The 23,819-nt window shown below is 70.6% G+C and carries 19 protein-coding genes; 8 read left to right on the top strand and 11 right to left on the bottom strand.

Annotation, left to right across the window (positions count from 1 at the left end; translation table 11 throughout):
- Window positions 1-38: 38 nt before the first annotated feature.
- From ACPXY0_RS00430 to ACPXY0_RS00410, 5 genes are all read right to left on the bottom strand, one after another.
- Window positions 39-1,451: a hypothetical protein gene (locus ACPXY0_RS00430; protein ID WP_423927418.1), complete on the bottom strand. Its 1,413-nt coding sequence runs from the start codon at window positions 1,449-1,451 to the stop codon at window positions 39-41.
- Window positions 1,448-2,164, bottom strand: coding sequence for an HAD family hydrolase (locus tag ACPXY0_RS00425; RefSeq protein WP_423927416.1), 717 nt, complete (start codon window positions 2,162-2,164; stop codon window positions 1,448-1,450). The genes ACPXY0_RS00430 and ACPXY0_RS00425 overlap by 4 nt, the downstream gene beginning before the upstream one ends.
- Window positions 2,161-3,159 carry a threonine ammonia-lyase gene (locus ACPXY0_RS00420; protein WP_423927414.1) on the bottom strand — a complete coding sequence of 333 codons (999 nt, stop codon included), beginning with the start codon at window positions 3,157-3,159 and terminating at the stop codon, window positions 2,161-2,163. The genes ACPXY0_RS00425 and ACPXY0_RS00420 overlap by 4 nt, the downstream gene beginning before the upstream one ends.
- A complete protein-coding gene (gene gyrA, locus ACPXY0_RS00415) occupies window positions 3,156-5,648 on the bottom strand; it encodes a DNA gyrase subunit A (RefSeq protein ID WP_423927412.1) in 2,493 nt (830 codons plus the stop codon). The genes ACPXY0_RS00420 and gyrA overlap by 4 nt, the downstream gene beginning before the upstream one ends.
- A gap of 179 nt (window positions 5,649-5,827) precedes the next feature.
- A complete protein-coding gene (locus tag ACPXY0_RS00410) occupies window positions 5,828-6,430 on the bottom strand; it encodes a metallophosphoesterase family protein (protein WP_423927410.1) in 603 nt (200 codons plus the stop codon).
- Window positions 6,431-6,506: 76 nt separating this feature from the next.
- Between ACPXY0_RS00410 and ACPXY0_RS00405 the strand changes: the two genes are divergently transcribed.
- A complete protein-coding gene (locus tag ACPXY0_RS00405; protein WP_423927408.1) occupies window positions 6,507-7,580 on the top strand; it encodes a saccharopine dehydrogenase family protein in 1,074 nt (357 codons plus the stop codon).
- On the opposite strand, the gene ACPXY0_RS00400 is transcribed toward ACPXY0_RS00405, so the two are convergent.
- Entirely contained in the window at window positions 7,562-8,587 is a 1,026-nt protein-coding gene (locus ACPXY0_RS00400) for a glycosyltransferase (protein WP_423927406.1), read from the bottom strand. The two genes, ACPXY0_RS00405 and ACPXY0_RS00400, sit on opposite strands and share 19 nt — an antisense overlap.
- Window positions 8,584-11,499, bottom strand: coding sequence for an excinuclease ABC subunit UvrA (gene uvrA / locus ACPXY0_RS00395; RefSeq protein WP_423927404.1), 2,916 nt, complete (start codon window positions 11,497-11,499; stop codon window positions 8,584-8,586). The genes ACPXY0_RS00400 and uvrA overlap by 4 nt, the downstream gene beginning before the upstream one ends.
- Before the next feature lie 75 nt (window positions 11,500-11,574).
- On the opposite strand from uvrA, the gene ACPXY0_RS00390 reads away from it, so the two are divergent.
- Window positions 11,575-13,464 (top strand): ABC transporter ATP-binding protein, encoded by a 1,890-nt coding sequence (locus tag ACPXY0_RS00390; protein ID WP_419942725.1) that lies wholly within the window; start codon window positions 11,575-11,577, stop codon window positions 13,462-13,464.
- The gene (locus tag ACPXY0_RS00385) at window positions 13,461-13,679 is read left to right on the top strand and encodes a PLDc N-terminal domain-containing protein (RefSeq protein ID WP_423927401.1); all 219 of its coding nucleotides are present in this window, start codon (window positions 13,461-13,463) and stop codon (window positions 13,677-13,679) included. Before ACPXY0_RS00390 ends, ACPXY0_RS00385 begins: the two co-directional genes overlap by 4 nt.
- A 31-nt stretch (window positions 13,680-13,710) precedes the next feature.
- Here the strand turns inward: ACPXY0_RS00385 and ACPXY0_RS00380 are convergent, their stop codons facing one another.
- A complete protein-coding gene (locus ACPXY0_RS00380; RefSeq protein WP_423927399.1) occupies window positions 13,711-15,027 on the bottom strand; it encodes a 3-deoxy-D-manno-octulosonic acid transferase in 1,317 nt (438 codons plus the stop codon).
- 50 nt (window positions 15,028-15,077) lie between these two features.
- Here ACPXY0_RS00380 and ACPXY0_RS00375 point away from each other — a divergent pair, with 50 nt between their 5' ends.
- From ACPXY0_RS00375 to ACPXY0_RS00365, 3 genes are read left to right on the top strand one after another with little or no spacing between them, the layout of a single operon-like run.
- Window positions 15,078-16,190 (top strand): DNA adenine methylase, encoded by a 1,113-nt coding sequence (locus tag ACPXY0_RS00375; protein ID WP_423927397.1) that lies wholly within the window; start codon window positions 15,078-15,080, stop codon window positions 16,188-16,190.
- Entirely contained in the window at window positions 16,187-17,233 is a 1,047-nt protein-coding gene (locus ACPXY0_RS00370; RefSeq protein WP_423927395.1) for an aminopeptidase, read from the top strand. Before ACPXY0_RS00375 ends, ACPXY0_RS00370 begins: the two co-directional genes overlap by 4 nt.
- Entirely contained in the window at window positions 17,230-17,517 is a 288-nt protein-coding gene (locus tag ACPXY0_RS00365; RefSeq protein ID WP_423927393.1) for a Fe(2+)-trafficking protein, read from the top strand. Before ACPXY0_RS00370 ends, ACPXY0_RS00365 begins: the two co-directional genes overlap by 4 nt.
- A gap of 40 nt (window positions 17,518-17,557) precedes the next feature.
- On the opposite strand, the gene leuS is transcribed toward ACPXY0_RS00365, so the two are convergent.
- Together leuS and ACPXY0_RS00355 are read right to left on the bottom strand one after the other, a co-directional pair.
- Complete coding sequence (gene leuS / locus ACPXY0_RS00360; RefSeq protein ID WP_423927391.1) at window positions 17,558-20,029, bottom strand: leucine--tRNA ligase; 2,472 nt, start codon at window positions 20,027-20,029, stop codon at window positions 17,558-17,560.
- A gap of 154 nt (window positions 20,030-20,183) precedes the next feature.
- Complete coding sequence (locus tag ACPXY0_RS00355) at window positions 20,184-20,591, bottom strand: DoxX family protein (protein ID WP_423927389.1); 408 nt, start codon at window positions 20,589-20,591, stop codon at window positions 20,184-20,186.
- 188 nt (window positions 20,592-20,779) lie between these two features.
- On the opposite strand from ACPXY0_RS00355, the gene ACPXY0_RS00350 reads away from it, so the two are divergent.
- Window positions 20,780-21,340, top strand: coding sequence for a hypothetical protein (locus tag ACPXY0_RS00350; protein WP_423927387.1), 561 nt, complete (start codon window positions 20,780-20,782; stop codon window positions 21,338-21,340).
- Window positions 21,341-21,348: 8 nt separating this feature from the next.
- Here ACPXY0_RS00350 and ACPXY0_RS00345 read toward each other — a convergent pair whose 3' ends face one another.
- On the bottom strand, window positions 21,349-21,645 hold the full coding sequence (locus tag ACPXY0_RS00345) for a hypothetical protein (RefSeq protein ID WP_419942734.1): 297 nt from the start codon (window positions 21,643-21,645) through the stop codon (window positions 21,349-21,351).
- Between the two features lie 165 nt (window positions 21,646-21,810).
- Here ACPXY0_RS00345 and acs point away from each other — a divergent pair, with 165 nt between their 5' ends.
- A complete protein-coding gene (acs, locus tag ACPXY0_RS00340) occupies window positions 21,811-23,796 on the top strand; it encodes an acetate--CoA ligase (protein ID WP_423927385.1) in 1,986 nt (661 codons plus the stop codon).
- Window positions 23,797-23,819: the final 23 nt, after the last annotated feature.

Raw genomic sequence — 23,819 nt, 5'->3', positions numbered from 1 at the left:
GGGCCTGGCAGCCCATGCGTCATCGTGTCCGTAGCGGGTCAGAGCAACCCTCGGGCCAACCAGGCCAGCGCGGCCACGACGAAGAACGTCACGATGGCGAGAATCGTCAATCGGGAGCCGTCGGACAAGCGGCGGCCGCGCAGGGCGGTCAGGCCGCGGAGGGCGGGAATCAGCCGGTCGGACCAGCGGGCGGCGATTTCCATGAGCACCGCGCCGCCCGCGGCCCCGTAGGCCGCATCGAGCCTCGTCACCTCTTCGTTCCAGCCGACGATCGCCTCTTCCACGCCCGCTTCTTCCGTTTCCGGAGGGGCGAGGTCGCGGGCGTGAAGCCGCTGCCACAGCAGTTGCTGTCTCGCCAGGACGGCGTCGAAGGCGGGGTCCAGCGTTTCGATCCGCCTCGACATCGCCTCCCACAGCGAAGGTCCATCCATCTGGGCGAACGCCCGCTCGCCGTGCTCGCGATCGAGACGTTTCGCGCGGACCAGGTGGCGGACCTCGTTCCCGTAGACCCGCGCCAGTTCCTCCGCGACTCCGCGGAAGGCGGCGATCGCGTCCTGTCTCATCTGCTCGGCGTCCATGGCCTCGACGGCGCTCATGAGGGAGCCCGCCTTCAGGGCCGCCGACCGCCGGAGCATCAGGGGGCCGAGCGCGATCTCGCCCAGCGTCTGGAAGTGTCGCTGGAAGTAGCCCCGATCGAAGCGCTCGCCGATCGAGGCGTCGATTCTCACCCGTTCGACCGCCGTATCGCAGGCGCTCTGCAGCGTGTCCACGGCCTCGGAGAACTCCGGGAGGCGCGCCGGCAGCGGCCGCGTGACCTCGCCCTTGGCGAACATCTCGAGCGCGCCGCCGGGGTCGAGCGGCGCGGGAGTCGTCCGCGCGACCCTCAGGACGGCCTGAATCTCCTCGGAGAACAGGTAGCGGATGGTCACGGACGTGTCGCCGGCCGCCAGGTGCAGCCCGGGCCGGCTCGCGCCTCCGGTCGAGACGGTGGCTTCTTCCGCGCGCTCGACGGGCCACCGCACGCGGTGCTTCCCTTCCCCCGCGAAGAGGTGCAGACCCTGCCGCGTGAACACCGCGAGATAGAGTCCGTTGACCGGCTCGCCGGCAATCTCGCCGGTGACCGCGGTCCCGGCGGCGCACACGACGACTTCAGAGGCCAGCGGCTGAAGGATCGACCGCCGGGTGTCCCCGCTCGTCCCGCGTTCGACGGCGCGGGCGAGTTCCTGCAGATCGCCGCCGTCGCCGAAAAACGCGAGCGTGCGGCGCCGGGCGAACAGCAGGATGAGGCCGGCACGCCTCGACACCCAGAAGATCGATTCCAGCTCCACCTGCTCCCCGTCGAACCAGAGGCCAGAGGGGGAACAGGCGACCGGAACCCGGCGCCGCGCCGGCTCCCCGGCGACGAGAACGTCGAACAGGAACTCGCGGGGCGCGTTCGCGCCGCGGCTCATGCGCATGCGAGCACCGACATCACCCGATCCGTATCCCCCAGGGACGGAAGAGCCTCGTTCGCGCCGGCGCGGCGGAGATGGTCCACCGAGAAACGCCCCGTGGCGACCGCGAGCACCGGGAGTTCCGACGCCCGCGCGCACGCGATGTCGTGCGGCGTGTCGCCGACCACCCAGGTCCGCCCCGGCGCGTAGCGGGTGCCGGTGTGGCGGAAGGCCCGCTCGAGCGCGATCGGCGGGAGGGCGTTCCGGTCCGCGTCGTCGCACCCGAAGGCACCGAACGGGAACCGGTTCCACAGGCCGACGGCCGAGAGCTTGCCCTCGGCGCCGGCCGCGATGTTGCCCGTCACGAGCCCGAGCGTCGCACCGGTCTCTTCGAGGGCGTCGAGGAGCGCGGGCACACCCGGCGCCGGCCGCATCCGCGCGCGGCGATCGGCGATCTCGTCTTCGAGCCCCGCGGCGTATGCCGTCCACAGCCGGTCGAGGCCCGCGTCGATCCTGTCGTCCGAGAACCCGGCCGCGCGCAGCAGGGTGCGTACGATCTGCGGATCCGTCATCCCGTCGAACGGAAGCTCATCGATCGGGCCGGGCGTTCCGTACACGTCGATCATGGCGCTCGTGATCGCCGCGCGGCCGACGCCGGCGGAGTGCACGAGCGTCCCGTCGATGTCGAACAGCACCAGCATCGGGGCCCGGCCGTCCGCGGGTAGCGTCAAGGGCGCGTCCACTCGGCGAGCAGCGCCGGCTCGATGTTGCCTCCCGACAGGATGGCCACCGTCTCGCCGGCCGCGGCGGGCTCGACGCGGCCGCTGAGCAGGGCGGCCACGGTGGCCGCCCCGGACGGCTCCACCACGAGCCGCAGGCCGAAGAGCCAACGGACCGCGTCGCGGATCGAATCATCGTCCACGGTGACGACGCGGTCGACCAGATCACGGCAGTGCGCGAAGGTGAGGTCGCCCGGCCGCACGGGCTTCAGGCCATCGGCCACGCTGGACACGCGGTCGAGCGTCACCGGCGTTCCGCGCTCGAGCGAGCGGAGCATCGAGGCAGCCCCCTCGGGCTCGACCCCGATGATCTCGGCTTCGGGAAAGCGGCGCCGGATGACCGCCGCGACCCCGGCCAGCTGCCCGCCTCCTCCAACGGGCGCCAGGACCACCCCCGGCTCGCGAGGGGCGAGCTGTTCGGCGATCTCGAGCGCGACCGTTCCCTGCCCGGCGATGATGCGGGGATCGTCGAACGGCGGCACCATGGTCCCGCCCTCCTCGCGCTGGATCTGCTCGGCCCGCGTCTGGCGCTCTCCCGAGGTCGTGCCCTCGAATTCGACCTCGGCGCCGAGCGCGACCGTCCCGGCACGTTTCACTTCGGGGGCATCGACGGGCATCACGATCCGGGCCCGCGCCCCGAAGGCGCGGGCGGCCCAGGCCACCGCCTGCGCGTGGTTGCCCGAGGAGTAGGTGAGCAACCCGGCCGCTCGCTCTTCCCGCGACAGCCGGCTCACGAAGTGATAGGCGCCGCGCGCCTTGAAGGCCGACACGCACTGGAGGTTCTCGCACTTGAGCCACAGCGCGTCCGGTCCGTCCGTGGCGGCGCGCCCTCCGGGTCGCGGCAGGGGAGCCGGGATCAGGGGGGTGCGCCGGACCGCCCCGCGGATCCGTGCCCGGGCCTCCTCGACCTCGGCGAGCGAGACGAGGGCGGCGGCCGCATGACTCACTCGGCGTCCCCGCCGGTCCCGGGCTCGTTTTCCGCCCCTTCGTCCGCGTCCTCGGCCTCTTCGACCGGATCGATCAGACGCGCGATGTCCACGAGTTCATCCCCCTCGTCGAGCGCGACGAGCCGGACCCCCGTGGTGTTTCTCCCGATCACCCGGATCCCCTCCGCGGGCTGCCGGTTGATGACGCCGTTCCGGGTCACGAACATCAGTTCGTCACCGTCCGTCACCTCCCGGACCGCAGCGACCAGGCCGGACCGGGCCGTCGTCTTGAGATTGATCAGGCCCTTCCCGCCGCGCTTCTGGATTCGGTAGTCGTCCACGTCGCTGCGCTTGCCCATCCCCAGTTCCGACGCGGTCAGCAACGACCCGCCGCGCCGCGCCACCACCATCCCGACGACGGCGTCCCCCTCCGAGAGCCGGATGCCTCGCACGCCCTGGGCCGGGCGCCCCATCTCCCGGGCGTCTCGCTCCGAGAACCGGATCGCCATCCCGCGCCGCGTCGCCAGGACGACATCGTTCGAACCATCGCTCAGCTTGACGTCGATGAGCCGGTCCCCCTCGCGGACGTTGCTCGCACGCAGTCCGCCCGAGTGGACGTTCCGGTACGCGGCGAGGCTCGTCCTCTTCACCAGTCCCTCGCGGGTGGCGAAGATGAGGAACCGGTCGTCGGAGAACTCGCGCACCCGCACGATGGAGGCGATTTCGTCGCCTTTTTCCATCCTCAGCAGGTTCACGATCGGTTTTCCGCGCGCCGTGCGGCGGGCAATGGGGATCTGGTACACCTTCAGCCGGTACAACCGGCCGTCCCGCGTGAAGATGAGGAGGTAGTCGTGGGTCGAAGCGAGGAAGAGATGTTCCACCCAGTCCTCTTGCTTCGTCCCCATGCCGGCGATCCCGCGGCCGCCGCGCTGCTGCGCGCGGTAGACGTGGGGCTCGATGCGCTTGATGTACCCGGAGTGGGAGACCGTGATCACCATGCGCTCCTCGGCGATCAGATCCTCGTCCGTGAGGTCCGAGGTATCGGGCACGATCTCCGTCCGCCGCCCGTCGCCGAACCTGTCGACGAGCGCGGACAGTTCCTGGCCGACGATCTCCATCCTCCGCCCCCGTGACGCGAGGATCCCCTCGAGTTCCATCCTTCGGCGGCGAACCACCTTCAGTTCCTCCTCGAGCTTCTCGATCTCGAGGCCGGTGAGGCGCGCGAGGCGCATGTTGAGGATCGCGTCGGCCTGGCGCTCGCTGAGTCCGAACGCGTCCCGGAGCCGGGCCCGCGCGACCTCGGTCTCGGCCGATCCGCGGATGATGCGGATGACTTCATCGATATGGTGTACGGCGACGGTCAGGCCCTCGAGGATGTGTTCCCGGTCCTTTGACACCGCGAGTTCGAACACGGCGCGCCGCCGCACGACTTCGTGCCGGTGCTCGAGGAAATGCCCGAGCATCGTCTTGAGGTCCAGCACCTGCGGTTCGCCGTTCACGAGGGCGAGCATGTTGACGCCGAAGGTGGATTGCAGCTGTGTCCCCTTGAACAACTGGTTGAGGACGATCTGTGGCACCGCATCCCGTTTTAGTACGATCACGATGCGGATGCCGTCGCGGTCGGATTCGTCGCGGAGGTCGGAGATGTCCGTGACCCTCTTGTCGCGCACGAGACCCGCGATCTGTTCGATCAGGCGGGTCTTGTTGACCATGAACGGGATCTCACGGACGATGATCCGGTCGCGGCCGTCCCTGCCCTCCTCGATGTCCGCCTTGGCCCGCATCACGATGCGTCCCCGGCCCTCCCGGTAGGCCTCGCGGATCCCCGCGCCGCCGAAGATGGCCCCCCCGGTGGGGAAATCGGGACCGCGGACAAGCTCCATCAGTTCGTCCAGCGTCGTGTCGGGCGCTTCGATCAACCGGTGACACGCTGCGACCACTTCGCGGAGATTGTGCGGCGGGATGTTCGTCGCCATGCCCACGGCGATGCCCGACGACCCGTTGACGAGCAGGTTCGGGAGCGCCGACGGGAGCACGGTGGGCTCGCGCAGCCGGTCATCGAAGTTCGGCGTGTGGTCGACCGTGTCCTTGTCGATGTCGTTGAGCATCTGGCTCGCCAAGCCCGTCAGCCGAGCCTCCGTGTAGCGGTACGCGGCCGCCGAGTCGCCGTCGATGGACCCGAAGTTGCCCTGGCCGTCGACGAGCGGATACCGGAGCGAGAACTCCTGCGCCATGCGGACGAGCGAGTCGTAGATCGCACTATCGCCGTGCGGGTGGTATTTGCCGATCACATCGCCGACGACCGTCGCGCTCTTTCGATGGGGCCGCGTCGGACCCAGCCCCGCCTCGTGCATCGCGAACAGGATCCGCCGGTGTACGGGTTTCAGGCCGTCTCGGACATCGGGCAGGGCGCGCTGCACGATCACGCTCATCGAATAGTCGATGAACGAGTCGCGCATCTCGTCTTCGAGGTGTCGCGGCTCGACGCGTTCCACGCTGTCGGTAGTCATGAATTCCCGTTGGAATCGTGGTTCTCGAGATCCCGGAGGGCGCGGCGGCCACGGGGCTTCGGAGGAGCCCGGCCACGCTCGGAAAGCCCGTATAACTTACGGGTTTCGGGGGCGTCTCGCGACTCTCCGCGCGGCGTTCCCGCGCGTGCCGGGGGCCGGTTCGCGGGCAGGCGAGCGTCTCACTCGAGGCGCCACTCGGTTCCCCGGGGGCCGACGTTCGCGATGGGTGTTTCGCCGACCCGGGACCGGACGCCCCGGGAGTCGTGGATGTGCCCGCGCACGACCAGCCGTGGGCGGGTTCGCTCGACCGCCTCGAGCACCGCGAGGCTGCCGATGTGACGCCCCGCGCGATCGATGTCCGCGTGGCCGAGCGGAGGGGAGTGCGTCACGAGCACGGCGCCGGGGGGGCAGTCCGCGAGGAGCCCGCGCGCCTCGTCCTCGGTGAAGTCGTAGCTCCAGGCGCCGAAGGGGGTGACGGGCACGCCCCCGCCGAGCCCGAAGAAGGGAATTCCGCCAAGCTCCACGCCGTCACCGTGCAGCACGTGCGCGGCGGGCCAGTCGGCGCACGCGCCGGCGAGTTCCTCGACGGATTCGCCGTTTCCGGGGACGAGGATGGTCGGGGTCTCGATCTCGGCCAGGACGTCCATGATCTTCCGCAGGCCGCGTCGTTTCACGGCGAAGTCGCCCGCCCCCACGATGGCGTCGAAGTCGGGCGCCCGCGCGACGATGGCGGCCGCCGCCTCGAGATCGGTGTGCAGATCGCTGACGAGCAGGAGTCGCATGACGGACATCCGGGTTGCGGGGCGGTTCGGGTTCGCATCGATTAGTATGTGCCGATCCGTGTGCAGGGAAGCTGCCATGCATCCATCGAAGCTGTTGATCTACGGCGCCACCGGATATACCGGCCGGCTCGTCACGGCCGAAGCGGTGCGCTCCGGATTGCGGCCCGTCCTGGCTGGACGGGATCCCTCCAGGCTGGCCGCCGTGGCGCGGACGTTCGGCCTGCGGACACGGGTCTTCGGGCTGGACGACCCGGCACCGCTCACCGCGGCCCTGGAGGACGTGGCGGTCGTCCTCCATTGCGCTGGCCCGTTCTCGCGCACGGCCCTCCCGATGTGTGACGCCTGCCTGAAGACGGGTGCCCACTATCTCGACATCACCGGGGAAATCGATGTGTTCGAGGCGCTCGCGGCCCGGGATGCGGCGGCGCGCGAGGCGGGAATCATGCTCCTGCCGGGGGTCGGGTTCGATGTCGTCCCCAGCGACTGCCTGATCGCGGACCTGGCCGCGCGGCATCCCGGGGGCCGCTATCTGAGGCTCGGTCTCGCGGCCCGGAGCGGCGTTTCACGTGGGACCGCCCGCACGATCCTCGAGAGCGCCGACAACCTTCGCATTCGGCGTGAGGGATCGCTCACGAGAGTCCGTCCCGGCCAACTCCAGCACGAGTTCGATTTCGGCTCACTCCCGGGGGCGGCGCTGGTGAGCGCGCTGGGCGACGTCTCGACGGCCTGGCGGTCGACCGGGATCCCCAACATCGAGAGCTACGGCCAGGCGAGCCGCCGCTTTCGGCGCATGACGCGGATCAGCCGGAGCTTCGGGCCGCTGCTCTCGCGGCGCATGTCACAGCGCCTGCTGAACCGCCTGGTCGACCTCGCCCCTGAGGGGCCGAGCGAATCGGAGCGCCGCGGGGACTATGCGATCCTCGTGGCCGAAATCGAGGACGCGGAGGGGAGACGCAGCGCGGCGCGCCTCCGCACCCCCGACCCCTACGGGTTCACCGCGACCACCGCGGTGGCGATCGCGGCACGCGTGGTCGCGGGTGACGTCAAGGTCGGCTATCAGACGCCGTCGTCCGCCTACGGGGCCGATCTGATGCGGGAATTCGACGGGGTGCGGTGGAAGCTGCTGGACGGTTACGCCACGGCGCGATAGTCCTCGATCTCCCGAAAACCCATGGCGTCGAGCGCCTCCCGGATGTCGCGGCGCGCTCCCGGCGTCCCGACCGCGAGCAGTACGTAAGGGCGGGCGGGCGCGACGATCCCCGGGAGATCTTCAGGTCTGATGACGACAGCTCCGTGGATAGTCTGTCCGATCTTGCGGGGATCCAGGTCCACGAACCCGGCGAACGTCCCGCCTTCTTCCCGCCAGGTGCGGGCGAACGCCTTGCCCACGCTGCCGGCGCCCCAGATCACGAGCGGGCGGTCCGGAGGCAGGCGACCGGCCAGGAAGGACACCTTCAGGTGACGAAAGGCGCCGGGGCTGTATCGGGCGGACCGCTCCGACAGCCGGTGGGCGCCAAGGCGCCACTCGTGCAGCACCTCCGGTACGTTCGCGAGTCCGTGACCCGCGGCGGCCAGTCGGAGGATGAGGTCGTAGTCCTCCGGTCCCCCGGTCTCGCGATAGCCGCCGGCCGCTTCGAAGGCGGCGCGCCGCACCATCAGGGTGGGATGCGCGATGGGACACTCCACGAACAGATGTCGCTCGACGGACGCGGCATCGGTCAGGCCGTTGAGCCAGGCTTCGTAGCGGCGGTACCCGGAGCCGGCCGGAGGGCGCGGGAAATACCGGACGCCCGTCCCGCACGCGGCGATGTCGGGGCGGTCGGCCAGGAGGCGGAGTTGCGCGGCCAGCCGCCCGGGCCGCACGATATCATCCGCGTCCATGCGCGCGATGAGCGGCGCCCGCGCCTCGCGCGCCAGCCGGCGCAGCGCGGCGACGATGCCCGAGCCATCGCGGTTGACGAGTCGCACGCGGGCATCGCGCCCGGCCCAGGCGTGCAGGAGCGCACCCGTGTCATCCCGCGACCCATCGTCGAGCGCGAGCACCTCGAAGCGCCGCTCGGACTGCGCCTGGAGACTCGCGATGCACTCGGGCAGGAACGGCTCCGCGTCCCGGCACGGCAGGAGGACCGAGACGCGCGGCTCGGCGGCGTCGCTCACGCCGACTCGGCCGGGCCGGCCACGACGGCATCTCGCTCGAGTCGGCGCGCGCGGGCGCTCAGGAAGGCCCCCGTGCGGGACGCCTCGACCGCGGCGATCGCCGGGGGCGGACCCGCCGCCACGACCCGCCCCCCGTCGTCCGCGGGCCCGGGCCCCATGTCGATGACCCAGTCCGCGTCGGCGATCAGGTCGAGGTTGTGCTCGACCACGACCACCGTGTGGCCCTCGCTCACGAGTTCCCGGAGGACCGAGGTCAGCGTGCCGACCTCGGCGACGCCGAGACCCACGGTGGGCTCGTCGAGGATGTAGAGTCGCCGGCCCGCGCTTCCCCGTCGCGCGAGTTCCCGTGCGATCTTCAACCGCTGCGCCTCGCCCCCGGAGAGCGTCGTCGCCGGCTGGCCCAGCCGCAGATAGCCGAGGCCCACCCGCTGCAGGTGCCACAGGCGGGCCCCGAGGCGGTCGTTGCGGATGAAGAAGCGGATCGCCTCGTCGACCGTCATGTCGAGGGCGTCGCGGATCGAGCGGCCGCGGATCTCGATCTCCAGTACCTCGGCCCGGTACCGCGAGCCCGCGCACGCGTCGCAGGGCACGGAGACGTCGGCGAGGAAGACCATCTCCACGGTTTCCTCGCCCGCCCCCCTGCACCGTTCGCACCGTCCGCCCGCCCGGTTGAAGGAGAAGTAGCCGGCTTCGTATCCGCGGGCGCGCGCCTCGGGGGTGGCCGCGTACGCATTGCGGAGGGGCGTAAAGGCCCCGATGTAGGTGGCCGGGTTGGAGCGCGGCGTGCGTCCGATCGGCCGCTGGTCGACGAGGACGACGTCGTCGAGCAGTTCGGCCCCCTCGAGCTTCTCCCAGGAACCCGCCGGCTCGCCGAGGTGTGGCTTGGCCGAGGACCGGTCGGCCACTTCCTTCTCGAGCGCGTGGAAGAGCACGCCATGGACCAGGGTCGACTTGCCGGACCCCGAGACGCCGGTCACCAGCGTGAGCGAACCGAGGGGGATCGTCACGTCGATGCCCCGCACGTTGTGCAGCCGGGCCCCGCGCAGCACGAGTTCCGCGCCCGGCTCCGGGCGTCGGCCGCGACGCCGGACCGGCCGCGACACCCGGCTCGGACCGCCGGTTCGGGGCGCCAGGGCTCGTCGCGCCAGCGCGCGCCCGGTGCCGGTCTCCGCGGCGAGGAGGCTCTCCCAGGCGCCGTCGAACACGATCTCGCCGCCCTGCTCGCCCGCCCTCGGGCCCAGTTCCACGATCCGGTCCGCCCGTTCGAGCACCGCGGGTTCGTGTTCCACGACGAGCACGGTGTTGTCGCGGCCCGCGAGCCGTTCGAGTACGCCCGTGAACACCTCGATGTCGTGCGGGTGGAGCCCGATCGTCGGCTCATCGAGGACGTAGAGCGTGTTCACGAGCCGGCTGCCGAGACAGCTCGCGAGCCGGATCCTCTGCATCTCGCCGCCCGACAGGGAGCGCGCCTGCCGATCCAGCGTCAGATACCCCAGCCCGACCTCGCCCAGGAACGAGATCCGGTGCTCGAGTTCCCGCAGGATCGTCTCCGCCGTCCGCCGCCCGAACGGGGGGAGGTCGAGGTCTCCCGACAGCCAGCGGCGGATCTCCGCCACCGTCCGTCCCGCGAGATCGGCGATATGGCGCCCGGCTACGCGGACGTTGAGCGCCTCCGCCTTCAGCCGCGCTCCCCCGCAGCCGGGACACCGCTCAGGAAGCTGATACTGGCGCAGAAAGACGCGGATGTACGCTTTGTAGCGTTTGTTCTCCTTCGAGCGAAGGAAGGGGATCACGCCCCGGAACCGTTCTCCGGCGTATCGTCCACCCTCCAGCAACACGCTTCGCGCCTCCGCGGGCAGCGTCTCCCACGGCGCCGAAACATCCAGCCCGACCGATCTCGCGAACTCGCGCAGTCTCGTCCGCTCTCGCGTGTAGCGAGGCTTCGCCCACGGATCCAGGGCCCCCGCATCGAGCGATCGCCGAGGGTCGGGGACGATCAACTCGGCGGCGTACTCGAGCACGGCGCCGAACCCCGTGCAGGTCTCGCACGCGCCGGCCGGGCTGTTGAAGCTGAACAGGGCGGGCGTCGGGCGCGGGAAGGTGTCACCGCACGCCGCGCACCGGTGGGACTCCTCGAACAGATGTCGTTCGGGGGAAGCGGAGCCGGGCGCGTAGGCGAGCGCCAGGGCGGCACCGCCGCCCTCGGCGAAGGCGGCGGCGAGCGAATCCGCCATGCGTTCCCGGTCCGCCTCCCGGGCCGACACGCGGTCCACCACGACCAGGAAGTCGCTCGCCCGGGCCAGGGTGCGAACCGCGGCGGCGCCCGCCTCCGACTCGAGGTCGATGTCCGGCAGGTAGAACTCGACGGCATCCGCCAGCACCCGTACATAGCCCCGCGCCCGCAGACTCTCCACGGCCCAGGCGCCCGTCCCGCGCTCGCGCCGGGCGAGCGGGAAGGCGATCGCGAGCCGGACCCCTGGGCCGAGGGCGAGGAGCGCGTCGGTGGCCGAGGTCACCGTATCGGGGACGACGGGACGGGCGCAGCCGGGACACACCGTGGTGCCGACGCGCGCCCACAGCAGCCTCAGGTAGTCGTACACCTCCGTGATCGTCCCCACCGTCGAGCGGCTCGACTGCACCCGGTTGCTCTGGTCGATGGCGACGGAAGGGCTCACGCCCTCGACGAGATCGACGGCCGGCTTGGGCATCCGCTCGAGGAACTGCTTCGCGTAGGTGGAGAGCGACTCGATGTACCGGCGCTGCCCCTCCGCGTAGATCGTGTCGAAGGCGAGGCTCGATTTTCCCGAGCCGGAGGGCCCCGTGAGGACCGTGAGGGCCCCGCGCTCGATGTCGATGTCGACGCCCTTGAGGTTGTGCTGCCGGGCGCCTCGGACCCGAATCCGGTCGGTCATACGAGGATGATGGCCGGCGGCGCGGACCCGCGCCAACCTGATTGGAAGCGAGCGGACGAGTCGGTACTATGCGGCATGCAGACGCCCGACGGCCCGCTCCAGGAAGAAGAAGCGCTCGGCAAGGCGTACGACGCCCGCCTCATGAGGCGATTGCTCGCCTACCTCAGGCCCTACCGGCTCAGGGTAGCGATCGCCGTCGTCATGCTCATCGCGGCCTCCGGCCTGGCGCTGATCGGGCCCTGGCTGACGATGGAGGTCATCGACGGGGCCATCCCGCGCCGTGACTTCGGCGCGCTCCGCAATCTCGCGATCATCTTCTTCATCTCGCTCCTCCTCTCCGGCGTACTCGAGTACGGGCGCACGATCCTCACCACATGGATCGGCCAGAATGTGATGCTCGACCTCCGGCAGGAGATCTTCCGTCATCTCCAGCGCCTCCGGCTCGCCTACTACGACCGGAACCCGGTCGGACGGCTGATGACCCGGCTCACGAGCGACGTCGAGGTCCTGAACGAGATGTTCACGTCGGGGGTCGTGACGATCTTCGGGGACGTGTTCACCGTCGGCTTCATCATGGTGGCCATGCTGGTCATGGACTGGCGGCTCGCCCTCGTGACGTTCTCCGTGCTCCCGCTCGTGTTCGTGGCCGCCTGGGTCTTCCGCAGGAGGGTCCGCGAGGCCTACCGCGACATCCGGGTCCGGCTGGCACGCATCAACGCCTATCTGCAGGAGCGCATCACGGGTGTGCGGGTCGTGCAACTCTTCCGGCAGGAGGCGATGACCGCGCGGTGGTTCCGCGAGATCAACGACGACCACCTCGAGGCGCACCTCCGGTCCATCACCTACTACGCGCTCTTCTTTCCGGTCATCGAGGTGCTCGCCTCGGTCGCGCTGGCGCTGATCATCTGGTACGGCGGCAACCAGGCCCTGGAGGGAACGCTGACGATCGGGGTCATCGTCGCCTTTCTGCAGTACGCGAGACGGTTCTTCCGTCCCATCCAGGATCTGTCGGAGAAGTACAACATCCTGCAGGGGGCGATGGCGAGTTCGGAGCGGATCTTCCGGCTGCTGGACGAGGCCCCGGGGATCGAGGACCCGCGGCGGCCGGTCGATCCGGCGGCGGTGAGGGGCCGCATCGAGTTCGAGGACGTGTGGTTCCGGTATCTCTCGCCGGAGGAGGACGCGGCGGGCATTACGACGCCCGCGCTGGCGAACGCGGCGGCATGGGAGGGGGCCGAGGGGCGGCTCGACGGGGACGCACCCGACGACGGATGGGTGCTGCGCGGGATCAACTTCGTGGCGGCACCGGGCCAGCGGCTGGCCGTGGTCGGCGCCACCGGGGCCGGCAAGACGACGCTGTTCAGCCTCCTCATGCGCTTCTACGAGCCGCAGCGGGGACGCATCACGCTGGATGGCGTGGACATTCGCAACCTCCGGCTCGCCGACCTGCGGCACCGGATGGGTCTCGTGCTGCAGGATGTCTATCTGTTCTCGGGAACCGCGGCGGACAACATCGCGCTCGACCGGGAGGGGATCGGCGCGGACGAGATCCGCGAGGCGGCGCGACAGGTGGGCGTCGACCGGCACCTCGCGCGACTCCCGAAGAAGTACGACGAACCTCTCAGCGAGCGGGGCGGCAACCTTTCGGTCGGCGAGCGGCAACTCGTCTCCTTCGCCCGCGCCCTGGCGGGGGATCCGCCCATCCTGCTGCTCGACGAAGCCACGAGTTCGGTGGACTCGGAGATCGAGGCGGAGATCCAGACGGCGCTCGAGCGCCTCATGCGAGGGCGGACGAGCCTCGTGATCGCGCACCGGTTGTCGACGATCCGGGGGGCCGACCGGATTCTCGTCCTCCATCAGGGGCGGATCACCGAGTCCGGCACGCACGACACGCTGCTCGACCGGGGCGGCCTCTACGCGCAGCTCCACCGGCTCCAGTTCCGGAAGCCGACGGCGGCCGCATGAACGCGGCCCTCGAGTGGGCTGCCGGGCTGGATACTCGCTGGATGCTCGCGCTCCTGCTCGTCGCCCTGAACCTCTGGGCCACGTGGTTGATCGCCTTCTCCGGGGCGCCGGGGCGGGAGAAGATCCTCTGGGTGACGGTGATCTTCCTGTGCCCGATCGTGGGCCCCGTGCTCTGGTTCGTGCTCGGACCGAAACGCTCGATGCTCGAGAGCTGACCGCCGGGGGCGGGGGGTCCGGCGCGCGGCGCTAACCGGGCCAGAGGGAGGAAAGCAGATCCGCCGTGCGGGTGCCGGCGCCGGCGCCGGCCTCGACGAAGGCGCGCGCGGCCCGGCCGTGGTGCTCGCGGAGCCGCGGGTCGACCAGCCTGGACAGGGTGTCGGCGAGCGCGCCGGCCGGAGAGCCGAGCCCGCCGCCGGCCGCTTCGAGGGCCAGCGCGTCGGCCCGGTCGTGCCGCGGGCCGAAGAGGACGGGCAGCCCGGCGGCGGCGGGCTCGAGCACGTTGTGGAGCCCGGTGCCCCCGAGGCCGCCGCCGACCCAGGCCGCATCGCCCGCCGCGTACAGTTCCGCGAGCCGCCCGACCTCGTCCAACACGATGACCGCGCCGGCCGGCGGCCCGGCGGATTCGCCGAGCCGGCTCCAGCGGACCGCGCGCTCCCCGCGGGCCGCGCACGAGGCGACCAGCTCGTCGATATGCGCGGCGGTCGGCTCGTGCGGCGCGATCACCAGCTGCCAGACCGGGCCACCCGCCCGCCGCGCGGCCGCGACGCCGTCGAGCAACGCCCGCTCGTCGGCCGGCCACGTCGAACCGGCGATGAGGCGCAGCGTCCCCTCGCCCGGTCCGCCGAGCGCGGCCCGGAAGGCCGCCTCGGAGCCATCCGCGCGGGCCCGGTCCGCGCGCTCGAGAGCCAGGTCGAACGCCGCGTCCCCGGTCACTCCCAACCGGTCGGCGCGGACGCCGAGGGCCACGAGCCGCCGGGCATCCTCCGGGCTCGCGGCGCCCACCGCTTCGAGCCGTGCGTACGATGGGCGGAACAGGCACCGCGCCACCGGACCGGCCCGCCGGCTCCCGGCCCGTACCGTGCCGTTGATGAGCGCCGTCGGCACCCCGGCCCTCGCGGCGGCGGCGGCGAGACCGGGCCACACGTCCAGCTTCGCGAACACGAGCAGCCCGGGCCGCAGCGCGGCCAGCGCCGCGTCGCAGTCCCGTCTCCGGTCGAGCGGCGGATACGCGGCGTGGTCCGCGTCCAGCCACGGGAGCGCCGCGCGGCCGGACGGCGAGGAATGCGTCGCGAGGAGCTGGGCGCGCCGGCCGGAGCGGTCGGCGCCACGCGACCGAAGGGTGCGGATGGCCGGCGCCGCGCCGAGCAGCTCGCCGGCCGAGGCGCCGTGGAGCCACACCAGCGGCCCGGGCGCCCTCCGGCGCCCCCAGGCCACCAGCTCCGCGGCGGCCCGGCGGCGGCCCGCCAGCGCCCGCCCGATGTCCGGCCGCACCCGCCCGAGCAGCGCCTCCGCCGCCGGCGCCACCCGCGCCGCCGCCCCCGAGAGCCGCGCCCCCGCGTTCACGCCGCCGCGTCCGAACTTTTCGCCCGCGGCAGGGCCTTATATTCTCCCGCGTGCGCTATCTCGGGAACAAGACGAAACTCATCCCCTTCCTCATGCACCACGTGCGCCGCATCCAGCGGGCGCCCGGGGTGGCGTGCGACCCGTTCGCCGGGACCGCCAGCGTCTCCATGGCACTCAAGGAGGCGGGCTGGCAGGTCCATTGCGGCGACCTGCTGGCGGCCTCCTACGCGCTGCAGGTGGCCCGCGTCGAACTCGACGACGCGCCTCGTTTCCCGGCTTCTCTGCTTCCCGCGGGGGCCCGGAACGGGACGGGGGCGGAGAACGTCGGCTACCGCACACTCCTGGCGTGGCTCGCGGATCTGGACGAGCCGGCGGGATCCGACGGCCACGGGTTCGTCTCCGAGCACTACACCCTCCAGGGCGCGGCCGGCCGCGAGCACGGCCGCATGTATTTCTCGCCCGAGAACGGCCGGAAGATCGACGGCATCCGGACGCGGATCGAGCGCTGGACCCGCGAGGCCCGTCTCGGGCGGGCCGAGGCGCAGCTGCTCATCGCGACCCTCATCGAGGCCGCCGACCGGGTCGCCAACACGACCGGCGTGTACGCCTCGTTCGTCAAGACGATGCAGCCCAACGCCCGGCGCCCGCTCGAACTGCGTCCGCTCAAACCGACACCACGCCAGAACGGCGCCGGAGCGTGCAGCGCGTTCCGGGGCCCCGCCGCCCGACGCCTCGCAACCATCGGTCCCGTCGATCTCGTCTACCTCGACCCTCCGTACAACAGCCGGCAATACCCGGGGTATTATCACATTCCGGAACTCCTCGCGCTCGGCTGGACCCCGCCGCCCGAGATCCGCGGGAAGACGGGTCTCATCCCCGACGAGGGGTCGCGGTCGGACTGGTGCCGGAAGCACCGGGCTGCGGGGGCGCTGCGCGAGGTGCTGGAGGCGGCCGATGCACGCCACATCCTGTTCAGCTACTACGACGAGGGGCTGCTCGACCGGGCCGGGATCGAGCGCGCCCTGCGCGAACGAGGGCTGCCCGACACGTACCGGTTCTTCCGCCGGCCGTACCGCCGCTACCGGAGCGACGCCGACGGTCCGCGGCGGAAGTACCGCCGCGACGACGTGAGCGCGCATCTCCACTACGTCCGGTGCGCATGACCACGGGCATCCGCGCGTTCGCGGCGCTCCTCCTGCTCTGCGCGGGCGGCTGCTCGCCGGCCTATGTGCTACGGGCCGGCTGGGAGGAGGCCCGTATCCTCTCGGCCCGGCGGCCGATCCGCGCCGTGATCCACGATACGACCGTGGCCCGGGAGACCCGCGACAAGCTGCGGCTCGTGCTCGACGCGCGGGACTTCGCCGAACGCGACCTCGGCCTGCGCGCGGGCGCGAGCTACGAGTCGTTCACCCAGCTGCACCGGGACACGCTGGTCCTGACCGTGCTCGCCGCGCCCGAATTCGAACTCCGCTGGAAGACGTGGTGGTTCCCGATCGTGGGCCACCTTCCCTACAAGGGCTACTTCGACTTCGAGGACGCCCGCGCGGAGGCCGCCGGCCTCGCCGCCGAGGGATACGACGTGTCCGTGCGCGCGGTCTCCGCCTTCTCGACGCTGGGCTGGTTCCCCGACCCCATCATGTCGACCACGCTGCGCCTCGACAGTCTCGGGCTCGTCGAGACGGTGATCCACGAGATCACGCACAGCACCTACTTCCCCACCGGTCAGGCGGACTTCAACGAGAGCTTCGCCAACTTCGTGGGGCACCGCGGCGCGATCGAGTTCTTCTGCGACGCGGTGCGGGACGCGAGCGCCTGCGAGCGGGCGCGGTTGCGCTGGGACGACACGAGGGTGTTCGGCCGCTTCTTCCACTCCATTCTCGAGCCGCTCGAGGACGTGTACGCCTCCGACATGCCGGACGACGCGAAGCGGGTCGCCAAACGGGAGGTGTTCGAGGAGGCCGCGCGCCGCTTCGAGACGGAGTACAGGCCGCAACTCCGGGCGGGGCAGTACGGCTTGATCGATCCCGCCGGTCTCGACAACGCGTGGATCATCTCGCGCCTGCTGTACTACACGAGGCTGGATGACTTCGAGCGCGTCTATACGGCCCGCGGCGAACTGGTCCCCTCCGTCGAGGCGCTGATGCGGGAGGCGTCGGCCGGCGACCCGTGGGAGGCCCTCACCCGCCTGACGGAAGGTCCGGGATGACGGAATCATTCGCTTGCACGCGCTGCGACCGCGACGATCAGGGGAGGATCGGCCGCAACCCCTTCCCGGGCGAGCTGGGGACACGGATCGTGGCCGAAATCTGTACGTCCTGCTGGGAGGAGTGGAAGGAGCGGCAGATGCTCCTCATCAACCACTACGGCCTGAAGCTCCACGAAACGTCGGCACGCGAGTTCCTCTACACGAACCTGCGGATCTTCCTCTTCGGCGAGGGGGGAACCCCGGCCCGCATCGACACGGACGAGGAGGGTTCCGTCGAGTGGTGACGGCCACCCGCCGTCCCCGCGGTCGCCGAACTACGCCGAACTACGAGATCACGAGGTTCAGCATGCGGTCCGGGATGTGGATCACCTTGCGGATCTCCGCCCCGTCGAGCCGCCGGATGACGTTCGCCTCGGCCAGCGCCGCCTCGCGCACGACAGCCTCCGGGGCGCCGCGGGCGACGCGGATCGTGGCCCGCAGCCTCCCGTTCACCTGTACCGGAAGCTCGACCTCGTCGACCGCCAGCTTGCGCTCGTCCCAGGCCGGCCACTCGGCGTGATCGAACACGCTCGACTCCTCTCCGAGACGGGCCCATAGCTCCTCGGCGATGTGCGGGGCCACCGGCGCGAGCAGGATGACGAGCGGCCGCACCTCGTCGATCGAGGCGGTGCGCCCTCCGAACCGCAGCGTGTTCAGGCAGTCCATCATCGCCGCGATCGCCGTGTTGTAGCTCAGCGCCTCGAGGTCCTCCGAGACCTGCTTCACGGTGGCGTGCAGCGCCCGCTCCACGCCCGGGTCGTCGAACCCCGTCCGCCCCGACTCGACCGCCGCCGTCACGCTGTCCCACACCTTGTTCAGGAACCGATCCGGACCCGCCAGACCGCTGTCGCGAAAATCGCCGCCACGCTGGAAGGGCCCGAGAAACATCAGGTACACGCGGAACGTGTCCGCGCCGAAGCGTTCGATGTATTCGTCGGGCAGGATCACGTTCCCGCGCGACTTCGAGATCTTGGCGCCCTCCCTGATGAGCAGCCCGTGCTTGCGGAAGCGGTCGTAGGGCTCCTCGAACGAGAGGTGCCCGAGGTCGCTCAGCACCATGGTGAGGAAGCGGGAGTAGAGGAGGTGGAGGACGGAGTGCTCCTCGCCCCCGATGTAACTGCTCACGGGCAGCCACTTCCGCGTGCGCGCCGCGTCGAACGGCCGGTCGTCGAACTCGGTCGAGGGGTAGCGCAGGAAGTACCAGCCCGAGTCGAGGAAGGTGTCGGAGACGTCCGTCTCCCGTCGCGCATCCGCCCCGCAGGCCGGGCACGTCGTGGCGTGAAACGCCTCGTCGCGGGCGAGCGGACTCACCCCCGTCGCCGTGGGACGGAAGTCCTCGACGAAGGGGAGGACGACGGGCAGGTCCTCCTCCGGCACCGCCTGCGCACCGCAGGCGTCGCAGTAGATGATGGGGATCGGCGGCCCCCAGTACCGCTGACGCGAGATGCACCAGTCGTGCAGCCGGTAGTTGACCTCGGGCGCCCCGAGGCCGCGCTCCGCCAGCCACTCGGTGATCGCGCGCCCGCCCGCGTCCGCCTCCATGCCGCTGAAACGGCCGGAGTTGATGAGGATCTCGTCGGGCGTATGCTCGACGAACGCGGACGTCCCGCCGTCTCCCGGAACCTCCCGCGGGTCCGCGCTCTCGGGGAGGGCCGCGCGGGAGCAGACGACCTGGACGATCGAGAGCCCGAACTGCCGCGCGAAGTCGAAGTCGCGCTGGTCGTGTCCGGGCACGGCCATGATCGCGCCGGTCCCGTAGTCCATGAGCACGTAGTCTGCGACCCACACGGGGATGTCCTCGCCGGTGGCCGGGTTCCGCGCGAAACCGCCCGTGAAGACGCCGGTCTTCTCCCGGTCGTCCGCTTTCTGCCGCTCCACGAGGTCGATGGCCGCGGCGGCCTGGACGTACGCCTCCACCTCGGCGCGCCGCTCGTCCGTCGTGAGCCGTTCGACGAAGGGGTGTTCGGGCGCCAGGACCATGAACGTCGCCCCGTAGAGCGTGTCGGGGCGGGTCGTGAACACCTCGATCCGGTCTCCCTCCGCTCCGTCGGTACCGGCGAGCGGGAAATGGAGCCGCGCCCCTTCCGAGCGCCCGATCCAGTTGCGTTGCGCCGTCTTCGTCGTCTCGGACCAGTCGATCCACTCGAGGTTGTCGAGCAGCCGCTGCGCGTAGTGGGTGATCCGGAAGAACCACTGGCTCAGCATGCGCTGCTCGACCGCCGCGTCGCAGCGTTCGCACAGCCCGCCGATCACCTGTTCGTTCGCGAGGACCGTCTGGTCCTTCGGGCACCAGTTGACTGCCGCTTCCTTCTTCTCCGCCAGGCCCGCCTTGAACAGCTGGACGAAGATCCACTGCGTCCACCTGTAGTAGCGGGGATCCGTCGTATCGACGGTGCGCGACCAGTCGGTCATGAGCCCCGCCGCCCTCAGCATCCGCTCGAAGTTGCGGATGTTCGAGGGGATCAGTTCCATCGGGTGCGTGTCCACCTTGAGCGCGTGGTTCTCGGAGTGGATCCCGAACGCGTCGTACCCGATGGGTTCGAAAACGTCGTCGCCCCGCAGTCGCCGGAAGCGGCCGTAGATGTCCGCGCCCGTGAAGGCATAGAGGTTGCCGACGTGAAGCCCCTCCGCCGACGGATAGGGGTACATCATGAGGTTGAAGAACGGCCTCTCGGCGGCATCGAGGTCGGGCGCGTTCGTCCCGTTTTCCTCCCACCACGCCTGCCAGCGGGCTTCGACGGCTCTGGGGTCGTACATGGGTCGCGGGTTCGCTCCGTCCGTTAGCAGCGCCTGGCGAGACGAAAGGTCACGCCGGGGGGATGCGCGAGACGGCGGCACCCTGCGGAAGCCGCCGTCCGGCCGCACAATGTGGGGCCGGAGCGGCGGCCGAACAACGTACGCCCGTGGTCGGCTAGTCTTCCCGGCCGGGGCCCGGGATGAGGTGGTCCAGGTTCCACTTCCCGCCGCCGGTCGTCCACAGGAAGAGGAAGATGGCGCAGTACAGGATGGCCAGTTCTCCGCCGTTCACGATCGGCCAGAACTCCATCTCGCGGCCGAAGAAGTGGCACCACCAGTAGACCACCGCGAGGTGTCCCGTGAGGAGGAAGGCGACGTAACGGGTGCGGATCCCGAGGATGATGAGGATCGGCGCGAAGAACTCTATGATCCCGGCGATACCGACGGGCCATGCGAACCAGGAATCGGCGGCGTTGCCGCCCAGCCAGCCGAAGAGCTTTCGGGCGCCGTGCTGCCATAGCATGACGCCGGCGACGATGCGCAGCAGCGCGTGCGTCGTTTCCTTCGTGACTGGTGCTCTCATGTTGCCTCCCGGGTTGCCCTGCGGTCTCTTGTGGCGGTCCGTGACGCCGGTTGCTCGCCCCGGTCGCCCGTCATAGCCTCCCTTTCTATATGCCAATCGAGTTCTCAACCCCACAAGAGCGGCGGTTCCCGGGCGAGATTCCCGCGGCCGTCCCCCTGGCGCTCCTGACGGCCCTCCGGGATCTGGATATGCCGGACGATCCGGACGAACTGGGCTTCACGGACCAGTCCCTCAACCTTCGGCGAAGGCTGGGGCTTTCCCGCGTGGTAACGAACCAGATCCGTCGCTACGAAGCCGAACGCGAGGATGTGACGGCGGACGAGGTGGCGAGCCTTTTCAGGCTGGTCGATCGCCGCGCCGATGCCGCGGCGATCTTCGAGGCGGCCGGGCATGGCCTGGCGCGCGTGAGCATGCGTAACCAGGGTTTCGGGCGCGGTATTGCGGCGCGGCTCCTGCCCCTGCGCTTGCGGCGCTGGCGCGCCTGGAAATGGTCGGGGAGCATCGCCCGCCGTCTGTGTCCCGGCTCACCCGTCCGGGTCGCGAAGGGGAGCAGGGCGCTCGAAATCGAAGGGGGGCTCCCCGCGCACGCGACGGACGGCAGCCACGGCTGCGCGCTCCTGGTCGGCCTGATCGACGAGATCCTCGAGCAGCACCGCGCGACGGGACCCCGCATCGTCCACTCCCGCTGCGAGGCGCGCGGGGAGGACCTCTGTGTCTGGGCGTACGACGAAGACGGGGACGATGGTTAGCTTGGCAGCTAGCGGCGGAAGCGTCGCCCGCGGCTGAAGTTCGGCCTCGGGCGGTCCGATTCCGGTTCCGGCTCCGGGCCCTCCTCCTCGTCCCGCAGCACCGCGTCGAAACGGCTGGAACGGGCGCGCCGGCGACCCGCCAGCAGCCAGCGCCAGGGAGATTGGCGCGGCGCCTTCCCCGTCTGTTCGTACCTGTCATGCAGCCCCGGAGACCCGAGCCCGATCCAGACGCCGAAGACCAGCGCGAGGAGCGCGACGAGTCCTCCGGCGCCGATGAGAATCAGTTGGAGAGTGCCGTCGTTCATGGGATTCCGTTCTTTGTCCTCACGGCACGCCGGGGTTTCTTGCGTGCTCCGGCGGACGTCGTCTAATGTCACGCCGACCGTCTCCGGACCGGACCGCTAAATGGCGGCCCGGGCGACGCCGTGACAAGCGCGTCCCGCGATCCCCTCGCCGATCCGAGCGTTTCCATGACAGAACAGCATCGGGAAATCGACGTCCTGCTCGACGAGAAGCGAACCTTCGAGCCGCCAGCCGCCTTCGCGGAGGCCGCGCACGTCGCCGATCGCGGACCATATGACGAGGCCGCGCGGGACCGCGAGGGCTACTGGGAGGCGTGGGCCCGGCAACTCGACTGGTTCCAACCCTGGCGGGAAGTGCTGGAGTGGAACCCGCCGTTCTCGAAGTGGTTCGTGGGCGGCGCCCTGAACGCGGCGCACAACTGTCTCGACCGGCACCTCGAGGCGCACGGCTCGGCGCTTGCGTTGCTGTGGGAAGGCGAGCCGGGAGACAGGCGGACGTACACCTACCGCGAACTGCACGAGGAGGTGTGCCGCTTCGCCAACGCGCTCAGGGGACTCGGCGTCGGCAAGGGCGACCGGGTCGCGATCTACCTTCCGATGATCCCGGAGGCTGCGATCGCCATGCTCGCCTGCGCGCGCATCGGGGCGCCGCACTCGGTCGTCTTCGGCGGCTTCTCCCCGCAGTCGCTCCGCGACCGGATCGAGGATGCCGGAGCACGCTGCGTGATCACGGCGGACGGGGGATATCGCCGCGGCGCGATCATCCCGCTCAAGGCGAGCACCGACGCGGCGATCGAGGGCCTCGACTACGTGAGCAGCGTCGTCGTCGTGTGCCGCTCCGCGGCCACGGACCCGGAGGCGGCGCCGTACGGGGACGCGGTCGAGACGCCGTCGTGCGACATGGTCGAGGGCCGGGACCACTGGTACCACGACCTGATCGCGGACGCCTCTCCCGAGTGTCCGGCCGAGCGCATGGATGCGGAGGACCTCCTCTTCATTCTCTACACGTCGGGGACGACGGGGAAACCGAAGGGCGTCATGCACTCGACCGGCGGTTACATGACGCAGGTCACCGCGACGACGAAGTGGGTGTTCGATCTCGGGGAAGACGACATCTACTGGTGCACGGCCGATGTGGGCTGGGTCACGGGCCACTCCTACATCGTCTACGGTCCGCTCTCGAACGGCGCGACCGTCCTCATGTACGAGGGGTCCCCGGACTGGCCCGACCGGGGCCGCTTCTGGGCCCTGTGCGAGAGCTACGGGGTGACCGTGTTCTACACGGCGCCCACGGCGATCCGCGCCTTCATGCGGTGGGGCGATCACTGGCCCGCGGGATACGACCTCTCGAAGCTCCGGCTGCTCGGGACGGTCGGCGAACCGATCAATCCGGAGGCCTGGGTCTGGTATCACGAGAACATCGGCGGCACCCGCTGTCCGATCGTCGACACATGGTGGCAGACCGAAACGGGCGGGATCATGATCACGCCGCTCCCGGGCGCGATCACGACGAAGCCGGGGTCGGCCACCGTCCCCTTCCCGGGGATCGAGGCGGCGATCCTCGACGAGGCGGGGAACCCGGCCGAGTCCGGCTATCTCGCGATCACCTCGCCCTGGCCGGGGATGCTGAGGGGGGTGTGGGGAGACGAGGAACGATACCGGGAGACCTACTGGTCGAAGTGGCCCGGCATCTACTTCCCGGGCGACGGGGCGCGCGTGGACGAGGACGGCTACTACTGGATCATGGGCCGCGTCGACGACGTGCTGAACGTGGCCGGCCACCGGATCGGCACGATGGAGGTCGAGTCGGCGCTGGTCGACCACGCGGCGGTCGCGGAGGCGGCCGTGGTGGGGCGTTCGGACGAGATCAAGGGGCAGGCGGTGGCCGCGTTCGTGAGCGTGGTCGAGGGCGTACAGACATCCGAGGAATTGCGGCAGGAGTTGCGGGCGCATGTGGTGACCCAGATCGGCGCCATCGCGCGGCCGGCGGACCTCATCTTCGCGGCCGAACTGCCCAAGACGCGGAGCGGGAAGATCATGCGGCGGCTCCTGCGCGACGTGGCCGAGGGACGGGCGCTGGGCGACACGACGACGCTCGCCGACCCCGCCGTCGTCCGGAGCCTGCAGCGACAGTTCGCGGACAGCGAGGGCTAGCCGCGACGTCACCCGCCGACGCC

The organism is Candidatus Palauibacter sp., assembly GCF_965237495.1.
Lineage (GTDB): Bacteria > Gemmatimonadota > Gemmatimonadetes > Palauibacterales > Palauibacteraceae > Palauibacter.
Note: the sequence above shows the minus strand (reverse complement) of the source record. Positions and strands in the feature narration are given on the sequence as shown.

Coding starts and splice junctions, on each gene's coding strand:
- ACPXY0_RS00430 (WP_423927418.1), bottom strand. CDS start 1,451: ATGAGCCGCGGCGCGAACGCGCCCCGCGAGTTCCTGTTCGACGTTCTC.
- gyrA (WP_423927412.1), bottom strand. CDS start 5,648: ATGACTACCGACAGCGTGGAACGCGTCGAGCCGCGACACCTCGAAGAC.
- ACPXY0_RS00410 (WP_423927410.1), bottom strand. CDS start 6,430: ATGCGACTCCTGCTCGTCAGCGATCTGCACACCGATCTCGAGGCGGCG.
- ACPXY0_RS00405 (WP_423927408.1), top strand. CDS start 6,507: ATGCATCCATCGAAGCTGTTGATCTACGGCGCCACCGGATATACCGGC.
- uvrA (WP_423927404.1), bottom strand. CDS start 11,499: ATGACCGACCGGATTCGGGTCCGAGGCGCCCGGCAGCACAACCTCAAG.
- ACPXY0_RS00390 (WP_419942725.1), top strand. CDS start 11,575: ATGCAGACGCCCGACGGCCCGCTCCAGGAAGAAGAAGCGCTCGGCAAG.
- ACPXY0_RS00385 (WP_423927401.1), top strand. CDS start 13,461: ATGAACGCGGCCCTCGAGTGGGCTGCCGGGCTGGATACTCGCTGGATG.
- ACPXY0_RS00370 (WP_423927395.1), top strand. CDS start 16,187: ATGACCACGGGCATCCGCGCGTTCGCGGCGCTCCTCCTGCTCTGCGCG.
- ACPXY0_RS00365 (WP_423927393.1), top strand. CDS start 17,230: ATGACGGAATCATTCGCTTGCACGCGCTGCGACCGCGACGATCAGGGG.
- leuS (WP_423927391.1), bottom strand. CDS start 20,029: ATGTACGACCCCAGAGCCGTCGAAGCCCGCTGGCAGGCGTGGTGGGAG.
- ACPXY0_RS00355 (WP_423927389.1), bottom strand. CDS start 20,591: ATGAGAGCACCAGTCACGAAGGAAACGACGCACGCGCTGCTGCGCATC.
- ACPXY0_RS00350 (WP_423927387.1), top strand. CDS start 20,780: ATGCCGGACGATCCGGACGAACTGGGCTTCACGGACCAGTCCCTCAAC.
- ACPXY0_RS00345 (WP_419942734.1), bottom strand. CDS start 21,645: ATGAACGACGGCACTCTCCAACTGATTCTCATCGGCGCCGGAGGACTC.
- acs (WP_423927385.1), top strand. CDS start 21,811: ATGACAGAACAGCATCGGGAAATCGACGTCCTGCTCGACGAGAAGCGA.